This window comes from Streptomyces prunicolor, from assembly GCF_045162825.1.
Lineage (GTDB): Bacteria > Actinomycetota > Actinomycetes > Streptomycetales > Streptomycetaceae > Streptomyces > Streptomyces prunicolor.
Genome location: NZ_CP108676.1, coordinates 7669230 through 7686753, shown reverse-complemented (window position 1 = coordinate 7686753; position 17524 = coordinate 7669230). Strand labels below are relative to the sequence as shown.

General features: G+C 69.7%; 13 protein-coding genes. 4 read left to right on the top strand and 9 right to left on the bottom strand.

From position 1 onward, the window contains the following. Positions 1-11 precede the first annotated feature (11 nt). Positions 12-3023 carry a glycoside hydrolase family 3 protein gene (locus OG588_RS35445; RefSeq protein ID WP_405950804.1) on the bottom strand — a complete coding sequence of 1004 codons (3012 nt, stop codon included), beginning with the start codon at positions 3021-3023 and terminating at the stop codon, positions 12-14. Positions 3024-3157: 134 nt separating this feature from the next. Here OG588_RS35445 and OG588_RS35440 point away from each other — a divergent pair, with 134 nt between their 5' ends. From OG588_RS35440 to OG588_RS35430, 3 genes are read left to right on the top strand one after another with little or no spacing between them, the layout of a single operon-like run. After that, positions 3158-5026 carry a ricin-type beta-trefoil lectin domain protein gene (locus OG588_RS35440; protein ID WP_405950803.1) on the top strand — a complete coding sequence of 623 codons (1869 nt, stop codon included), beginning with the start codon at positions 3158-3160 and terminating at the stop codon, positions 5024-5026. A 40-nt stretch (positions 5027-5066) separates the two neighbouring features. Then, on the top strand, positions 5067-5612 hold the full coding sequence (locus tag OG588_RS35435; RefSeq protein WP_405950802.1) for a hypothetical protein: 546 nt from the start codon (positions 5067-5069) through the stop codon (positions 5610-5612). Between the two features lie 44 nt (positions 5613-5656). Further along, positions 5657-6112 carry a hypothetical protein gene (locus OG588_RS35430; RefSeq protein ID WP_405950801.1) on the top strand — a complete coding sequence of 152 codons (456 nt, stop codon included), beginning with the start codon at positions 5657-5659 and terminating at the stop codon, positions 6110-6112. A gap of 13 nt (positions 6113-6125) precedes the next feature. Here the strand turns inward: OG588_RS35430 and cimA are convergent, their stop codons facing one another. From cimA to ureA, 7 genes are all read right to left on the bottom strand, one after another. Continuing rightward, entirely contained in the window at positions 6126-7730 is a 1605-nt protein-coding gene (gene cimA, locus OG588_RS35425) for a citramalate synthase (RefSeq protein WP_405950800.1), read from the bottom strand. 310 nt (positions 7731-8040) lie between these two features. Beyond that, positions 8041-9300, bottom strand: a complete 1260-nt coding sequence (locus tag OG588_RS35420; RefSeq protein ID WP_405950799.1) for a hypothetical protein — start codon at positions 9298-9300, stop codon at positions 8041-8043. A gap of 33 nt (positions 9301-9333) precedes the next feature. Beyond that, a complete protein-coding gene (locus OG588_RS35415; RefSeq protein ID WP_405950798.1) occupies positions 9334-10584 on the bottom strand; it encodes a TolB family protein in 1251 nt (416 codons plus the stop codon). A gap of 123 nt (positions 10585-10707) precedes the next feature. Then, positions 10708-11310: a TetR/AcrR family transcriptional regulator gene (locus OG588_RS35410; protein ID WP_405950797.1), complete on the bottom strand. Its 603-nt coding sequence runs from the start codon at positions 11308-11310 to the stop codon at positions 10708-10710. Between the two features lie 25 nt (positions 11311-11335). Next, complete coding sequence (locus OG588_RS35405; protein ID WP_405950796.1) at positions 11336-12370, bottom strand: agmatine/peptidylarginine deiminase; 1035 nt, start codon at positions 12368-12370, stop codon at positions 11336-11338. A gap of 43 nt (positions 12371-12413) precedes the next feature. Further along, positions 12414-14087 (bottom strand): urease subunit alpha, encoded by a 1674-nt coding sequence (locus OG588_RS35400; protein WP_405950795.1) that lies wholly within the window; start codon positions 14085-14087, stop codon positions 12414-12416. Beyond that, positions 14084-14764, bottom strand: coding sequence for an urease subunit gamma (ureA, locus tag OG588_RS35395; RefSeq protein WP_360080029.1), 681 nt, complete (start codon positions 14762-14764; stop codon positions 14084-14086). Before ureA ends, OG588_RS35400 begins: the two co-directional genes overlap by 4 nt. Before the next feature lie 117 nt (positions 14765-14881). Between ureA and OG588_RS35390 the strand changes: the two genes are divergently transcribed. Then, positions 14882-16309 (top strand): cytosine permease, encoded by a 1428-nt coding sequence (locus OG588_RS35390; RefSeq protein WP_405950794.1) that lies wholly within the window; start codon positions 14882-14884, stop codon positions 16307-16309. Here OG588_RS35390 and OG588_RS35385 read toward each other — a convergent pair. Next, the gene (locus tag OG588_RS35385; RefSeq protein WP_405950793.1) at positions 16306-17394 is read right to left on the bottom strand and encodes a branched-chain amino acid aminotransferase; all 1089 of its coding nucleotides are present in this window, start codon (positions 17392-17394) and stop codon (positions 16306-16308) included. The two genes, OG588_RS35390 and OG588_RS35385, sit on opposite strands and share 4 nt — an antisense overlap. Positions 17395-17524: the final 130 nt, after the last annotated feature.

The window sequence follows — 17524 nt, the reverse complement described above, 5'->3', positions numbered from 1 at the left end:
TCGGGCAGGACCTACGCCGCCCGGTACGCCTCCTCCAGCTTCTTCACGGCCGCCGCGTACTTGCCGGTCAGCAGCAGATGGTCCGCGTCGGCGAACGGCTTCGACACCGCCGCCGTGACGTTCTGGCCCACCTTCGCCTGCACGATCAGCCGCGCCTTGGTGACGAGCGCCTTGCCGGTCGCCGACGACCGGGTCTTCCCCGCGGCGGCCACCAGCGCCTTCAGGGTGGCCGTGCCACCCGTCGGCGCCTTCGTCAGCGTCGTCAGTCCCCAGCCGTACGGGAACTGCGGATCGTACGACGTGTCACCGACGTTGATCGGGAGCTGGGCCTCCGACTTCGGCCAGGTGACCGGGAGTTGGCCGGTGAAGGACCGCTTGCCGTAGAGCACGTCGGCCACGCCGTCGCCCTCCGTGCCGGGCAGCCAGGAGGCCACCACGGCGTCGATCTTGGGGAGTTGATCCCCGATCAACTGCGGGCGCCCGGAGACGATCAGCACCGCGCACTTCATCGCCGCGCACACCTTGTCCACGGCTGCCTGGTCGGCGGGGGTCAACGTCAGGTCGTTGCCGTTGCCGACATCGCCGATGCCCTCGGCGTACGGGGTCTCGCCGACGACGACCACGCCCACGTCATAACCGCTGGTCGAAGCGGACGCGTCCTTGGAGTAGGTGACATTCCCGCCGGCGTTCTTCATCCCCTGGAGGATCGTCGTGCCGGTGGTGTTGGTGCCGGACGCGCCCTGCCAGGTGATGGTCCAGCCACCGGTCTGGTTGCCGAGGTCGTCGGCGTTGGAACCGGCGACGTAGACCTTCTGCGACTTCTTCAGCGGGAGGACGTTGTTCGCGTTCTTCAGCAGCACCTGCGACTCGGCCGCCGCCTGCCGCGCCACGGCCCGGTGCGAAGTCGAGCCGATCTTCGAGGCGTTGCTCGTGTCGGCGTACGGCTTCTCGAAGAGGCCGAGCTTGAACTTCTGGGTGAGGATGCGCGATACGGCGTCGTCGATCCGCTTCTCGGTGACGTGGCCCGCCTTCACCTCGGCGATCAGCGTCGAGCTGAAGTCCTTGTAGCTGTACGGGACCATCATCATGTCGACGCCCGCGTTGACCGAGGTGCTGACGTGGGACGCGTAGTCGCCGGGGAGTTGGTCGATGGCGTTCCAGTCGCTGATGACGAAGCCGTCGAAGCCCATCCGGTTCTTGAGGACGCCGTTGATCATGTCGGCACGGGCGTGCATCTTCACCGGGCCCAGGCCGTCGCCGACGATGTCGAGCGAGGAGTAGGACGGCATGACCGTGCCGATGCCCCGGTCGACGGCCGTCTGGTAGGGGGCGAGATGGATGGCTTCCAGCTGCTGCCGGGTGACCGTGGTGACGCCCTGGTCGATCGTGTACGTGCCCGTCGTGGAGGAGCCGTACGCGGTGCCGCCGTCGCCGACGAAGTGCTTGGCGGTGGCGAGGACCTTGTCGTCGTCCTTCAACTGCTTGCCGTTCGCGGCGCCTTGGAGACCCTGGATCATCGTCTCCATGGACTGCACGAGCGCCGGGTCCTCACCGAAGGACTCGTAGGAGCGGCCCCAGCGTTCGTCACGGGTGACGCAGAGGCAGGGTGCGAAGTCCCACGGGACGCCGGTCGCGCGGACCTCACTGGCCGTCACCGCGCCTGTTTTCTCGGCGAGTTGGGGGTCGCGGGTGGCGCCGATGCCGATGTTGTGCGGCATGATCGTGGCACCGGCCAGGTTGTTGTGGCCGTGCACCGCGTCGACGCCGTAGATCAGCGGGATCTGGAACCGCGTTGCCTGCGCCCGGAGTTGGAACGAGTCGATCATCTGCGCCCAGGCCGCTGCCGTGTTGGGCGTCGGGGTCGAGCCGCCGCCGGAGAGCAGGGAGCCGAGGTCGTAGGTGGCGACGTCGGCGCCGGTGCCCACACCGCCGCGCTCGGCCTGGGTCATCTGCCCGGCCTTCTCCTCCAGCGACATGCGCTTGACGAGGTCGGCGACGCGCTTCTTGATGGGCAACTTGCTGTCCAGGTACGGCAGTCCGTGCGCGTCGACGACGACCTGCGGGTTCTCGGCCGGGGCCTTGGCGCCGGTGACCGTGAGCTTGAGCGGGATCGTCTCGGCGTTCTCTGCCGACCTGTCCTTCAGCGTGCGGACCTTGACGGTCTGGGTGGTGCCGGACACGGTGCCCGCCGGGAAGGTGAGGGTGCCGGAGACCGGGGTGTAGTCCTTGCCGGAGGTGGCGGTGCCGCCGTCCGGCGCGTAGGCGACGGTCACCGGGTCGTCCAGCGGGACGGCGCCGGTGGTGGCGACGGTGACCTTGACCGTGGCCGTACCGCCCTCCTTGACCGGGTAGACGGCCGCGTCGGTGGTCACGGAGGCGCGCAGGGACTGGTCGGCCTTGCCGTACAACTCGACGTCGTCCATGGCGAATTGGCTCTTGACGCCGGCCGGGAGCGTGACCGCGTAGCCCCACATCTGGGTCAGGCCGAGGACGTGGTCGATGCCGCCTACGGGCTGGTAGTCCGTGCGGTAGACGAAGTTGGTGAACGGGATCTCGATCTGCTTCCAGCCGGTGAAGTCGTCCGTGAAGGATGTCGTCCACAGCTCGGAGGCCTCGCCGTTCGCGCCGCCGTCCTTGATCTCGAAGTTGGTGGCCTTGCCGGTGTTCTGGCCGTCCCACCAGAACCGGATGCCCTGGTGCGCCGACCAGTCGTGGGCGGGCGCGGTCGCGGCGTAGTCGTGGGTGAAGCCGCCGTAGCCGCTGATGTCGTAGGTGCCGGAGAGTACGTGTTCGCCCTCGGGGGCGTCCGGTCTCGCGGTCAGGGCGAGTTGGGGCGGGTCGTCGGTGTCACCGCCCCAGGTGAAGATGCCCTCGGCGGGCTGGCTCGCGAAGGGCACCTCGCCCTCGAAGCGGTCGACGGGGGTGGGGGCCGGATCGGCGGCGGCGGCCGCCTGGGAGACGGCGGCCGGTGACAGCAGCGCGGCGCACAGGGCGGTGGAAACGAGCAGGGCGGTTCTTGGCATGGACCTTCCCTCGGCTCTGGAGCTCTGGTTCACTCTGGGTTCGCACAGTTCACTCATGACTTAGATCACGCCGTGAGTTAACTAACGGCCCGCAGACCCGTCAAGACATCTCGTCAGGAAGGGCTAACGCATCCATGTCCAGGAGAACCCCCCGCACGGCCCGGCTGCTGCTCGCCGGACTGCTCTCCGTGGCCGGCTTCACCGCGGCCGTACCCCCCGCGCACGCTGCCGGTGAACAGGTCACGGCCTGGCTCACCACCACCGACGACGCCGCCGGACGCCATGTCACCCGCGGCCTCCAGGCCCAGACGCCGTTCGCCTTCTCGTCCGGGACGGGTGGCACCGGCGAGAACATCACCGTCGACGAGAACACTCGCTACCAGACCTTCACCGGGGGCGGCGCGTCCTTCACGGACACGGCGGCCTGGCTGATGAACAGCAGCGGCGCGCTGTCGACGGCGACGCGGAACGCGACGATGACCAAGCTGTTCTCGCCGACCGACGGGATCGGCCTGTCGTTCCTGCGCAACCCGATGGGCGCCTCCGACCTGGCGCGGTACGGCTACTCGTACGACGACGTGGCGGCCGGTCAGACCGACCCGAACCTCAACTCCTTCTCGATCGCGCACGACCTGGCCGATGTCGTGCCGCTCACCAAGCAGGCGCTCTCACTGAACCCGTCTCTGACTGTCATGGCCTCGCCATGGACGGCGCCGGCGTGGATGAAGGACAGCGGTTCCCTCAACGGGGGTTGGCTGAAGTCCGAGGACTACGGCGCCTACGCCAACTACTTCGTCAAGTACCTCCAGGCGTACAAGGATCAGGGCGTTCCGGTCTCGTACGTGACCGTCCAGAACGAGCCGACGTGTTGCTCCGGCTACCCGTCGATGAGCTGGAACGCGTCCGGGCTCGCGTACTTCACCAAGAGTGAGCTGCTGCCGAAGCTCAACGCGTCCGGCCTGACGACGAAGGTGCTGGCGCACGACTGGAACTGGGACGTCTACGACTCGTACGCGGCGGCGACCGTGGACGACGCGGCCGTCCGCTCGAACCCCAACTTCGGCGGGATCGCCTGGCACGGCTACGGCGGTGACATCGCCAAGCAGACCACCGTCCACAACCAGTACCCGACGCTGGACGCCTTCGGCACCGAGCACTCCGGCGGCACCTGGATCGCCAACCAGCAGCGCGAGGACATGAACAACATCATCGACTACACCCGCAACTGGGCGAAGTCGGTGACCAAGTGGTCGTTGGCCGTGGACCAGAACATGGGCCCGCACAACGGCGGTTGCGGCACCTGCACCGGCCTGATCACCGTGCACAACGGTGACGGCGCGAGCGGGACCGTGGACTACACCGTCGAGTACTACACGATGGGCCAGCTGACGAAGTTCGTACGGCCGGGCGCCCAGCGGATCGCTTCCACCGCGTCCACGAACGTGCCGAACGTGGCGTGGCGCAACCCGGACGGCTCGAAGGCGCTGATCGCGTACAACGACGCGTCCACGGCGAAGACGGTGACCATCAACTGGGGTGGCCAGCACGCGACTTACTCCCTCCCCGGCAAGACGTCCGCGACGTTCACCTGGGCGGGCACGCAGTCCGGCGGCGGCAGCCAGACCGGCGCGTTCGTCGGCCTCGCGAGCAAGTGCCTCGACGTGGCCGGGGGTTCGACCACCAACGGCACGGCCGTCCAGCTCTACGACTGCAACGGCTCGACCGCCCAGCAGTGGACCGTGGGCACCGACGGCACGGTGCGCTCGCTCGGCAAGTGCCTTGACGTGACGTCGGCTTCGACGGCTGACGGGGCCAAGGTGCAGTTGTACGACTGCAACGGAACCGCCGCGCAACAGTGGTCGTACAACGCGACCACCGGTGATGTGGTGAATACGGCGGCCAACAAGTGCCTTGATGTGACGGGCAATACGTCTACGAACGGGACTCGGGCGCAGATCTGGACGTGCTCGGGGGCTGCCAACCAGAAGTGGCATCTGCAGTAGGCGGGGCGGGTCATGTCCCGCCCTCGACGGGGGGCGGGACATGAAACGTGTCGTGGGGGCGGTTGTGGGTGTGGCGGCCGGGGTGGGGTTACTGAGCGCGTGCAGTCCCGCGCAACTCCCATTGGCGGCGGCCTGGTTGGGCACGGACGGACAGCCGGTCGTGCTGGTGAAGCCGTGCGGTCACGACCGCGCGGGGGACATCGACCTCGGCAGTTGGACCGAGGAGGAAATGGTCGACCCGACGAGCGAGACAGCGGTGAGCCCAAGCGCGGAGAGCCCAAGCTTGGGCACCGGCTGGCGGACACCCCTGGTAGGGCCCCCGCTGGAGCCCTTCGGCACGACGACGTTCCCGCTCTTCGAGCCGCCCCGCTCGTGGCGGACCGAGGCGACCGGGCCGCAGAAGCTGGCGCCCGGCCGCACCTACTCCCTGACGTTCAAGGTGTTCGAGGGCGGCGGCGTCCAGTACACCGGCGATCTCTACTTCACCGCGAAGGACCTCACGTCGCTGCACCCCGGCCAGGTCTGGGCCGACGACCGCGCGATGAGCCGGGACGACTTCGACGACCTTGTGGACGACAAGTGCTGAGCCGGGCGCGGGGTCGTCGGTGTGCGGCGGCGGTTGCGGGTGCGGTGGCGGGGTGTCTGCTGCTCAGCGGGTGCGCTGCCGTCGATCTGCCGCTGGCCGGGATACGGCTCGGGGCGGACGGGGTGCCGTACGCGCTCATCCGGCCGTGCGGGGACGACAGTTACCAGTCGCCGTCGCTCGACGGGTCGGCCGCGAGCGCTCAGGGTGGGCCGGTCACCACGGGGTGGGATGTGCGGAAGGAGAAGCTGAGCGGGGACGCCGAGTTCCCGCTGTTCTCGCCGCCGGCGGCCTGGCGGGCCCGGCACCGGGGCGAGCAGCGGCTCCTGCCGAAGCACACGTACACGCTGGTCTTCGGGCACTACATCACCGGTGACTCGTACAACGGGATCGTGGAGTTCACCACCGAGCAGATCACTGCCCTCGAACCCGGCCAGGTCTGGGCCGACGGCAAGGTCATGAGCCTCGGCCAGTTCGAGAAGCTCGCCGAGGACTCCTGCTGAACCTCTGGATCGCCTACTCGGCCGGCTCGACGCCCGCGCGCAGCAAGCCGTACGTGTACGCGTCCGCCAGCGCCTGCCAGGACGCGGCGATGACGTTCTCCGCGACGCCTACCGTCGACCACTCCGCCGAGCCGTCGGACGTGGCGATCAGGACGCGGGTCGTGGAGGACGTGCCGTGCTTGCCCTCCAGGATGCGGACCTTGTAGTCGACCAGCTCCAGCTTGGCTAGCTGGGGGTAGATCTTCTCCAGGGCTACGCGCAGGGTGCTGTCGAGGGCGTGGACCGGGCCGTTGCCCTCGGCGGTGGCGACGATGCGCTCGCCCTTGGCGAAGAGCTTGACCGTGGCCTCGTTGGCGTGGGTGCCGTCGGGGCGGTCCTCGACGATCGCGCGCCAGGACTCGACCTCGAAGTAGGAGCGGGCCTTGCCCTCCGCCTCGGCGCGGAGGAGGAGTTCGAAGGACGCGTCCGCCGCCTCGTACGTGTAGCCCTTGAGCTCGCGTTCCTTGACGCGGTCCACCACCCGGCCGACCAGTTCGCGGTCGCCGCTGATGTCGACGCCGAGTTCCTTGCCCTTGAGTTCGATCGACGCGCGGCCGGCCATGTCGGAGACCAGCATCCGCATGGTGTTGCCGACCTGCTCGGGGTCGATGTGCTGGTACAGGTCCGGGTCGACCTTGATCGCGGAGGCGTGCAGGCCCGCCTTGTGGGCGAAGGCCGAGACGCCTACGTAGGGCTGGTGCGTGGACGGGGTGAGGTTCACGACCTCGGCGATGGCGTGCGAGATGCGGGTCATCTCGCGGAGCTTGCCGTCGGGGAGGACCTTCTTGCCGTACTTCAGCTCCAGGGCCGCCACGACGGGGAAGAGGTTGGCGTTGCCGACGCGCTCGCCGTAGCCGTTCGCCGTGCACTGGACGTGGGTCGCGCCCGCGTCGACGGCGGCGAGGGTGTTGGCGACCGCGCAGCCCGTGTCGTCCTGGGTGTGGATGCCGAGCCGGGCGCCGGTGTCGGCGAGGACGGTGGAGACGACCGCCTGGATCTGCGCCGGGAGCATCCCGCCGTTGGTGTCGCAGAGGATGACGACGGAGGCGCCGGCCTCGGCGGCGGACCGTACGACCGCCTTCGCGTACTCGGGGTTGGCGCGATAGCCGTCGAAGAAGTGCTCGCAGTCGACGAAGACGCGGCGGCCCTGGGCGACGAGGTGGGAGACGGTGTCGCGGACCATCTCCAGGTTCTCGTCGAGGGTGGTGCGCAGGGCCAGCTCGACATGGCGGTCGTGGGACTTCGCGACGAGGCAGATGACCTCGGTGCCGGCGTCCAGGAGCGCCTTGACCTGCGGGTCCTCGCTCGCCTTGGCCTTTGCTCGCCGGGTGGCGCCGAACGCGACCAGCTGGGCGTGCTTGAAGTCGATCTCCTGCTTGGCGCGGGCGAAGAACTCGGTGTCCCGCGGGTTGGCGCCGGGCCAGCCGCCCTCGATGAAGCCGACGCCGAAGTCGTCCAGGTGCCGTGCGATGGCCAGCTTGTCCGCGACGGTGAGGTTGATGCCCTCCCGCTGCGCGCCGTCACGCAGGGTCGTGTCGAAGACGTGGAACGAATCGTCGAGTTCGCTGGTTTCCGTCATGGTCTCTGGCTCCTGAGGATCTGAATCTCGGTCTGTACCGGAATGACCGGCTCCACCGTCCCTCAATGATCCCTCGCACTGCTTTCCCGGCTGAAGGTGGGCCAGAAAAGCGAAAAACCCCTCGCGGGTGCGAGAGGTCTGCGCGCGGGTCGAGTGACGACGGTGGCCGCCCGTACCTGGTCGTACGAGGCGGTCACTGCGGACCGGCGCGCCTGCTGCCAATAATCGTGGCGAACGAGAACACGGACGCAGTTTGGCACACCCCGCGTCCGTGCTCACCGTCCGTCTCATGATGCGAACAGCCGGTTGATCAACTCAGGTGCCGTACGAACACGTCGAGCGTGCCGTTGGTGTCGTCAGGCACCAGGTCATCGGCATACGACGCGAAGGCGACGGCCAGTCCGTCCGGCTGGACGGAGGGGTCCGTCGAGGACCCGTCACCCGGGCCGCCCCGCGCGTTCGCGCTGACGAGCTGTGCGGTACCGGCCGTCAGGTCCGCGAGCCAGACCTGGCGCGGCCCGTCCGGACGGGCCAGTCGTCCGGACTCGTAGGCGACCCGGAGCCCGTCCGCGCTGAGCGAGGCCCCGTAGGTGAAGGCGCCCCTGCCCTGGCCCTTGATCAGGTGCGTGCGGCCCGTGTCGAGGTCGCGGACGAACACGTTGGCGCTGCCGTTGGTGTCCCCGTGCGCGAGGTTCGACGCGTAGGAGTCGAAGGCCACCCGGCGGCCGTCCGCGCTGATCGACGGTCCGGTGGACTCGCGGTTCGCCGCTCCCCCGTTCCGCGCCACGGACGCCTTCTCCAGGGTCCCGGTCTCCATGTCACGTACGTAGATGTCGCTGTCGTTGGCGGGGCCTCCCGGGTGCGGGATCGAATACTGGTAGGCGATGTGGCGGCCGTCGGCGCTGATCGAGGGCCGGCCCGCGGCGCGTGAGCCGTCCTCGGAGACCTGGCTGACCGGCGCGATCGAGCCGTCGTAGACGCGGTAGCGGTAGACGCGCGCCTGCTCCACGTGGTCGGGCGTGGAGGGCAGCGTGGCCACGAACGCGACCCACTGGCAGTCGAAGCTGATCGCCGGACCGCCCATCGACGTGAACGGCACTCCCTGATAACTGCGCGGCAACGGGCTGATCTTGCCGACGCTGCGATTGCGCACATAGATCAGCGGTTCGTGGTCCTGGCGTGGAATCGTCGTCAGGTCGGCAGCCTGGGAGACGAAGGCGATCATGCGGCCGGTGGAACAGGCCGACGGCTCGTAGGAGGGGCCGTCGGCCATGACGTCGCCGGGCTTCGCCGCGTAACTGACCGCGTGCGTCCCGGTCGAGCTGCGGAAGAAGACGTCGGACTGGCCGTTGGTGTCCCCGCTGTCCACGGCCGCGTTCGTGGTGAACACGACACCGTCGTCCGTCGCGGCCGCCCCGAACGACGCGTCGGTCAGTTGCCCGTCGCTCGTGGAGAGGCTGGCGCGCTCGGTGTAAGGGATCTCGGGTGCGGCGCTCGCCGTCGTTCCCGCCAGGGTCACCGCGGCGGTGACGAGGGCGGTGGCCAGTGCGGCCCGTGCTCTGATGTCCACGATCTGTTCCCCCTGTTGATGGTGGTCGGTCGTTCAGTGCCGGTGGATGAACACGTCCGGGACCCTGTTGGTGTCGCGCGGGACGAGGTTCGTGGCCGCGGAGGAGAACGCTGCGGTACGACCGTCGGCGTCGAGGGCGACGACACTGGAGGCTCCGTCGGCACCACCGGTCAGCTGGCGGATCGCCCCGGTGCGCAGGTCCTTGACGAAGATGTCGGCGACGCCGTTCGTGTCCCCCGGGACGAGGTTCGTGGCGCTCGAACTGAACGCCGCGTAGCGGCCGTTGGCGCTCAGGCTCACGTCGCCGCTCGCGCCGTCGGCCTGGGTGCCGTCGGCGGCGGTGCTGACCCGGACGGTGGTCTGTGCCGTCCGGTCGTACACGAAGATGTCGGTGGCCTTGTTGGTGTCGTCGGGCACCAGGTAGTAGAGGCTGGACTCGAACGCCACCGACCGCCCGCTCCCGCTGATCGACGAGGCGTCCGCGTACTGCTTGTAGGCGTACCTGTTCGGCCGGCTGATCAGTTCCGTGGTCTGGGTGCGCAGGTCGCGCAGGTACACGAGCCTCGTCTTGGAGACGTCCGCGTGCTCGGGATCGAGCAGGGCCGGGGTGTCGAAGGTGACGTACCGGCCGTCCGCGCTGAGGGCGGGGAACAGGGCGTCCGCGTCGGCCAGGACACCGGAAGTCGTGTACTGGACCAGCTGGTTCCGGCCTGTCCCGCGGTCGTGGACCACGACGTCGTCCCGGCCGTTCGTGTCGCCCGGAGCGGCGTCCGGGGCCGAGGTCACGTACGCGACCATCCGGCCGTTCGCGCTGATCGCGGGCATCATGTGGACGTTCGCCGCGGTCGGGTGGCCGGTGCTGACCCGCTCGGTGCGGTGGGTGCGGCGGTCGAGGAGGTAGACGTCGTCGACACCGTTGTCGTCACTCTTCGCGAGCGGGGCCGCCGTGGCGAAGACGACGTAGCGGCCGTCCCCGCTCAGCGCGGGGGCACTCGCCGGACCCTCGGCGACGCGCTGGGTACGACCGGTGCGCAGATCGCGGAGGAAGACGTCGGCGACGCCGTTCCGGTCGCCGGGGACGAGGTTGGTCGCGGCCGAAGTGAACGCCACATAGCGGCCGTTCGCGCTGATCGCCGGCGCGGCGGAGGCGCCGTCGGCCTGGGTGTGGTGCGTGCCGGTGCTGACCCGCTCGACGCTGGGCGTGTGCGGTGCGGCGGTCGCGGTCACCGCAGTGCAGGCGAGCACGACGCCGGCGGCGAGACCGACGGTGATGCGTGCGGACATGAACATGGTTCCCCCCGAAACCTTGTCTTCCCCCGGGCCCTTGCGCCGAGGGCTCCCCTTGAGGCAAACGCAGCATCGGCCATACGGTCAATCGGCCTTATTGCGTACAACCGGGACGGAAGGTCACGCGTCCGCGAGGAGCCCCTCGTCGATGAACTCCCGTACATGGCCGAGAACTTGCGTCCGGTCCGTGCCCCGCAGCCCGATCGCCACATGGATGGAGAAACCGTCGAGGAGAGCGCGGAGCCGGGCGGCGAAACGGTCCGGGTCGACGCGCCGGAACTCCCCCCGTGACACACCCTCCGCGATCACCGCGACCAGGTCGCGGTGCCAGACGCCCTCGATGGCGGCCTGCCGGTCACGGGCCTCGTCATCGGCGTTCTGCGAGCGGTTCCAGACCTCCAGCCACAGGGTCCAGTGCGGGTCGCGGTGCCCGTCCGGGACGTACAGGTCGACGTACGCGTCGACGCGCTCGCGGGCCGTGGCCGTGCTGCGGGTGAGCAGGCGGCCGCGCTCGGCGCCCAGCCTGCCCTCGCTCCATTCCAGGGCCTGGAGCAGGAGTTCGTCCTTGGAGTGGAAGTAGTAGAGGAGGTGCCCGCTGCTCATGCCGACCTCGCGGCCGAGCGCCGCCATGGTGAGCTGCTCCAGACCGCGTTCGGCGATCATGCGCATGGCTGCGGCGAGTACGTCCTCGCGCGGCGGCGCGTTCTTCCGCGCACCGGCCATCGTCCGACTCCCTCCCGCTGGGTCCCTAGATCTTCGGCTGTTGCTGGGTGATGCAGTGGATGCCTCCACCGCCCGCGAAGATCGTACGGGCGTCCACCAGTGTCACCGTCCGCTCGGGGAAGAGGCGGCGGAAGATACCGGCCGCGATCTCGTCGCCCGGGTCGTCGAAGGCGCAGAGCACGACCCCGCCGTTGCAGAGGTAGTGGTTGATGTAGGAGTAGTCGACCCAGTCGCCGTCCTCGTCCTTGAGGACGGTCGGGGCCGGGACCTCCACGACCTCCAGGGGGCGACCCTTCGCGTCGGTCTCGGCGCGGAGCAGGGCGAGGTACTCCTGCGAGCGGGCGTGATCCGGGTGGGCCGGGTCGCGCTGGCTGTGGACCAGTACGGTGCCGGGCCCGGCGAAGGCCGCGACGATGTCGACGTGGCCCTGCGTGCCGTAGACGCCGTAGTCGCCGGTGAGGCCGTGCGGGAGCCAGATGGCCTTTGTGGTGCCGAGCTTGGCGTGGATCTCCGTCTCGACCTGCTCGCGCGTCCAGCCGGGGTTGCGGCCGGCGCCGAGCTGGACCGTCTCGGTGAGCAGCACCGTGCCCTCGCCGTCGACGTGGATCGCGCCGCCCTCGTTGACGAGGCTGCTGCTCAGCGCCGGTGCCCCGGCCAGGTCGGCGACATGGCGGGCGATCTTGGAGTCGTGCTCCCAGCGGGCCCAGCTCTGCGCGCCCCAGCCGTTGAACGTCCAGTCCACGGCGGCCAGTTGGCCGTTGTCGTCGGTGACGAAGGTCGGGCCGATGTCCCGCATCCACGCGTCGTCCAGCTCCCGCTCGACCAGCTCGACGTCCGGTCCGAGCAGCTCGCGCGCCGACTCGCCCTGCCCCGGCCCGTGCACCATCGTCACCGGTTCGAAGCGGCGCACGGCACGGGCGACGGAGGCCCAGGCGGCGCGGGCCTCGGCCAGTTCCTCGGCGTTGGTGAAGGTCGGGTTGGGCCCGGGCCAGGCCATCCAGGTGCGCTCGTGCGGGGTCCATTCGGCGGGCATCCGGAAGCCGTCGGAGGCAGCGGGCATGGGGAGGTACCTTTCAAAAAGTGTGACACTTTTCGCGAAAGTGTCACAGAAAGTAGAGGCGGTTGAGGGCGACGGACTCAGCCGGTTCGGAGCGGATCGGTTCGCCGTCGAGGGTGACCAGCCCGGTCCGCTGGTCCACATCGACCGCTCCCGTACGGGAGTTGAGCCGCAGGTCGGCGGGCCCGATGCCCCGCGTGCCGCGAACTGCCACGCGTCGGCGCCGAGTCGGCATCGCGTCGTTGCCCTGGTCCAGGGCGGCCTGGGCCACGAAGGCCACGGAGATGTCGGCGGGCGTCGAGCCGTGCGCGCCGAACTGCGGGCCCAGGACCAGGGGTTCGCAGGTGTCGGTCGCCGCGTTGGGGTCGCCGACCACGCCGTAGGCCGGGAAGCCGGACTTCAGCACCAGCTGCGGTTTCGCGCCGAAGTACTCGGGGCGCCACAGCACGATGTCCGCGAGCTTGCCGACCTCGATGGAGCCGACCTCGTGCGAAAGTCCGTGGGCGATCGCGGGGTTGATGGTCAGCTTGGCGATGTAGCGCAGGACGCGGTCGTTGTCGTGGCCGACGTCCGGGGCGCCCAGTTCGGCCTTCATCTTCCCGGCCATCGCGAACGTACGGCGCACGGTCTCACCGGCCCGGCCCATGCCCTGCGCGTCCGACGAGGTGATGCCGATCGCGCCCAGGTCGTGCAGCACGTCCTCGGCGCCCATCGTCCCGGCGCGGATGCGGTCGCGGGCCATGGCGGCGTCGCCGGGCAGGTCGGTCTTCAGGTCGTGGACGGAGACGATCATGCCGTAGTGCTCGGCTACCGCGTCCCGGCCGAAGGGGAGGGTGGGGTTGGTGGAGGAGCCGATGACGTTGGCAACTCCCGCCATTTTCAGGACGTTCGGCACATGTCCGCCGCCGCAGCCCTCGATATGGAAGGCGTGGATCGTCCGACCCTCCAGCACCCGCAGGGTGTCCTCCACCGACAGGCACTCGTTCAACCCGTCGCTGTGCAGGGCGACTTGGACGTCGTACTCCTCGGCGACCCGCAACGCGGTGTCCAGCGCGCGGGTGTGGGCGCCCATGTCCTCGTGCACCTTGAATCCGGACGCGCCGCCCTCCGCCAGTGCCTCGACCAACGGGGCGTCCGAGGACGACGAACCCCGGCCCAGGAAGCCGATGTTGACCGGCCAGGCGTCGAAGGCGTTGAACGCGTGGCGCAGCGCCCAGGGCGAGTTGACGCCGACGCCCCAGACCGGGCCGAACTCCTGCCCGATGATCGTGGTCACCCCGGAGGCGAGCGACGCCTCCATGATGCGCGGCGAGAGCAGGTGCACGTGGGTGTCGACCGCGCCCGCGGTGGCGATCAGCCCCTCGCCGGACACGATCGAGGTACCGGTGCCGACGACCACGTCCACCCCGTCCAGGGTGTCGGGGTTACCGGCCCGTCCGATGGAGCAGATCCGCCCTTCCCTGATCCCGATGGACACTTTCCGGATGCCCTGTACGGCGTCGATCACGACGACATTGCTGATCACGACGTCACACGTCTCGCGCACGGCGGCGGCCTTGAGGTGCAGTCCGTCACGGGCCGTCTTGCCGAACCCGGCGAGGAACTCGTCGCCGTAGCGCTGCGCGTCGGACTCGACGCGGATGGTCAGGCCGGAGTCGCCGAGGCGGACGCGGTCGCCGGCGCGGGGGCCGTGGGTGGCGGCGTACTCGTACGGGTTCACAGCTCAACTCCCAGGTAACCGCAGGCAGTTGCCCGGCGCAGCGCCTCCGCCTTCGCGCCCGGCGCGTCCAGCGGGCCGTCGACGAGGCCCGCGAAACCGATCGCGATCCGCTCGCCGCCGATCGGCAGCAGGCCGACCTCGGCGCTCTCGCCCGGGCCGAAGCGGACGGATGATCCGGCGGGTACGGCGAGCCGCATGCCGTAGGCCTCGGCGCGGGGGAAGTCGAGGCGCGGGTTGGCCTCGAAGAAGTGGAAGTGGGAGGTCACCGAGACGGGGACGGTCGCGGTGTTGGTGACCGTGACGCGGACGACGGCCTCGGGTTCGGCGTGCGCGGGGCCGGGGAGGAGCGCGCCCGGGGCATCGGCCGCCAGTCCCCCGCCGATCGGGTCCGAGACCACCGCGAGCCGCGAACCGTCGTCGAAGACCGCCTCGACGTGCACCTCGGTGACGATGTCGGCGACACCCGGCAGGACGTCGTCGGGACCGAGGACGGAACGGGCGCGCTCGATGGCCTCAGCCAGCCGCCTCCCGTCCCGGGCCGCCTCGCACACCGTGTCCGCGATGAGCGCGGTGGCCTCCGGCACGTTGAGCCGCAGGCCGCGCGCCTTGCGGGCGCGGGCCAGTTCGGCGGCCGAGAACAGCAGCAGCCGGTCGCGTTCCGTGGGGGTCAGTCGCATCCCGTATCCCTCCTTTAGAGCATCACTCTAAACCGTGAAACCCCTATCCGGAATGGTTGACGCGCGACCACCCTTCGGTTCACATTGAACGTCACTCTAAGAAAAAGGTGGCCCACCATGCCGATCGAACAGCGCGGAGTCGACACCATCCCGGACAAGGAACGCACCAGCGGTCCGCGTGATCTGGTGTCGATCCTGCTCGGTTCCAACCTCTGTCTCGGCGTGATCATCTTCGGCTGGCTGCCACCGTCGTTCGGCCTCGGCTGGTGGGCCTCCGTGTCGTCGATCGTCGCGGGCACAGTGGTCGGGACGGTGTTCACGGCACCGCTGGCGCTGGTCTCGCTGCGCACCGCGACCAACCTGTCGACGTCGTCCGGCGCCCAGTTCGGGGTGCGGGGCCGACTGGTCGGCTCGGTCGTGGGGCTGCTGCTCGCCCTCGGCTACACCGCGCTGACGGTGTGGATCGGCGGCGATGTGATGGTGGGTGTGCTGGGGCGGCTGTTCGGGCTGCCGGCGGGCGGGGCGTCGTACGCCGTCGTGTACGCGCTGCTCGCCGGGGCGACCGTCGCGGGCGCGGTCTACGGCTACCGGGTGCTGCTCGCGATGTCCCGGGTGCTGTCGGTCGGCATGACGGCACTGCTGATCCTGGGCGTGGTCGCGTACGCCCCGCACTTCACGACCGGCGCGCTGCCGGAGGCGGGCGGGTATCTGCTGGGCGGGTTCTGGCCGACGTGGTGTCTGGCGACGGTGGCGGCGGGACTGTCCGGGCCGATCGCGTTCATCACCCTCCTCGGCGACTACACGCGCTACATCTCACCGGCCCGCCACTCCTCACGCCGGGTCCTGCACGCGACCTGGCTCGGGCTGATCGCCGGTCTCCTCGTCCCCCAACTCTTCGGCACGTTCACGGCGTTCGGAGCGCGGGCGGCTCTCGACTACGCGGGCCCGCTGGTGTCGGCGTCGCCCACCTGGTACCTGGTCCCGCTGCTGCTCGCCGCCTCGGCGGGGTCGGTGGGCAACGCCGGGCTGATGCTCTACTCCATGGGCCTGGACCTGGACGCGATCCTGCCGCGCGCGTCCCGGGCGCGGGCGACCTGCACGGTCGCGATCGTCGCCACGGTGTGCGTCTTCGTCGGGCACTACGCCTGGAACGCGCAGTCGGCGATGACGTCCTTCGTGCTGCTCCTGACGGCGATCGGGACGCCGTGGGCGGTCATCACGCTGATCGGCTTCGTGCGGTGCGGCGGGATGTACGACGCGGATGCCTTGCAAGTGTTCAACCGCCGTTCCCGGGGCGGGATCTACTGGTACCGCGCGGGCTGGAACGTCCCGGCGGTGATCTCCTGGGCGGTGGGCGCGGGGGTCGGTCTGCTGGCGGTGTCGTTGCCGTCGTACGAGGGGCCGTTGTTGTCGCTCACCGGCGGGGTGGACTGCAGTTTCCTGCTGTCGGGGGTGGTGGGCGGGCTGACGTTCGTCCTGTTGACGACGAAGGCCGCCGCGAACACCGGGTCCGCGACGGCCGCCGAGGTGAGCAGTCGTGTCTAGCCGAGCTGGTGCATCCAGCCGTGCTTGTCCACGGCGTCGCCGCGCTGGATGTCGAGGAGGGCCGCGCGGAGGTTCAGGGTGACCTCGCCGGGCTCGCCGTCGGACTGGTGCCACTCGGCGCCGGTGCGCTTGACCGTGCCGACCGGGGTGATGACCGCGGCCGTACCGCAGGCGAAGACCTCCGTCAGCGTGCCGTTCTCCGAGTCGCGCTGCCACTGGTCGATGGAGATCCGGCCCTCCTCCGGCTCGTAGCCGAGGTCGCGGGCGAGGGTGAGGAGGGAGTCGCGGGTGACGCCCTCCAGGATCGAGCCGGTGAGAGTGGGGGTGACGATCTTGTTGCCGTACACGAAGTACAGGTTCATGCCGCCGAGTTCCTCGACCCACTTGCGCTCGACCGCGTCGAGGTAGCAGACCTGGGCGCAGCCCTGCTCGGCGGCCTCGGCCTGGGCGAGGAGGGACGCGGCGTAGTTGCCGCCGGTCTTGGCGTCGCCCATGCCGCCGGGGACGGCGCGGACGTGGTCCTCGGAGACCCAGATGGAGACGGGCTTCACGCCGCCGGGGAAGTAGGCGCCGGCCGGGGAGGCGATGACGAGGAAGAGGTACTCGTTGGCGGGCTTCACGCCCAGGCCGACCTCGGTCGCGATCATGAACGGGCGCAGGTACAGGGACTCCTCGCCGCCGTGCGCCGGGACCCAGTCGCGGTCCTGCTGGACCAGCACGTCACAGGCCTCGATGAACGTCTCGACCGGCAGCTCGGGCATGCCGAGGCGGCGGGCGGAGGTCTGGAAGCGGCGGGCGTTCTTCTCGGGGCGGAAGGTGGCGACGGAGCCGTCGGCCTGCCGGTAGGCCTTGAGGCCCTCGAAGATCTCCTGCGCGTAGTGCAGCGTCATGTTCGCGGGGTCGAGGGAGAGCGGGCCGTACGGCACGAGCTGGCCGTCGTGCCAGCCGCGGCCCTCGGTCCACTTGATCGTCACCATGTGATCGGTGAAGTGGCGGCCGAACCCGGGGTTCGCCAGAATCGCGTCGCGCTCGGCGGCGGAAAGTGGCGAGGCCGAGGGCTTGAGCTCGATCGTGGGCGTCGTCATGAGTGGTTGTCCTTCACCGGTTGTGTGTGACGGGCCGCGCTCACGCCCCTCGACTGCCAGTGGCCAGTGTTAGGACGTCCGAGCATTCCCTCATTCCGCGGCTCCGCGTTCGATTATCGCGCGGGGAGGA

What these genes read in the sequence shown, in the direction of transcription:
- OG588_RS35445 (WP_405950804.1), bottom strand. Translation starts at nt 3,023, where the DNA reads ATGCCAAGAACCGCCCTGCTCGTTTCCACCGCCCTGTGCGCCGCGCTG.
- OG588_RS35440 (WP_405950803.1), top strand. Translation starts at nt 3,158, where the DNA reads ATGTCCAGGAGAACCCCCCGCACGGCCCGGCTGCTGCTCGCCGGACTG.
- OG588_RS35435 (WP_405950802.1), top strand. Translation starts at nt 5,067, where the DNA reads ATGAAACGTGTCGTGGGGGCGGTTGTGGGTGTGGCGGCCGGGGTGGGG.
- cimA (WP_405950800.1), bottom strand. Translation starts at nt 7,730, where the DNA reads ATGACGGAAACCAGCGAACTCGACGATTCGTTCCACGTCTTCGACACG.
- OG588_RS35415 (WP_405950798.1), bottom strand. Translation starts at nt 10,584, where the DNA reads ATGTCCGCACGCATCACCGTCGGTCTCGCCGCCGGCGTCGTGCTCGCC.
- OG588_RS35410 (WP_405950797.1), bottom strand. Translation starts at nt 11,310, where the DNA reads ATGGCCGGTGCGCGGAAGAACGCGCCGCCGCGCGAGGACGTACTCGCC.
- OG588_RS35405 (WP_405950796.1), bottom strand. Translation starts at nt 12,370, where the DNA reads ATGCCCGCTGCCTCCGACGGCTTCCGGATGCCCGCCGAATGGACCCCG.
- ureA (WP_360080029.1), bottom strand. Translation starts at nt 14,764, where the DNA reads ATGCGACTGACCCCCACGGAACGCGACCGGCTGCTGCTGTTCTCGGCC.
- OG588_RS35390 (WP_405950794.1), top strand. Translation starts at nt 14,882, where the DNA reads ATGCCGATCGAACAGCGCGGAGTCGACACCATCCCGGACAAGGAACGC.
- OG588_RS35385 (WP_405950793.1), bottom strand. Translation starts at nt 17,394, where the DNA reads ATGACGACGCCCACGATCGAGCTCAAGCCCTCGGCCTCGCCACTTTCC.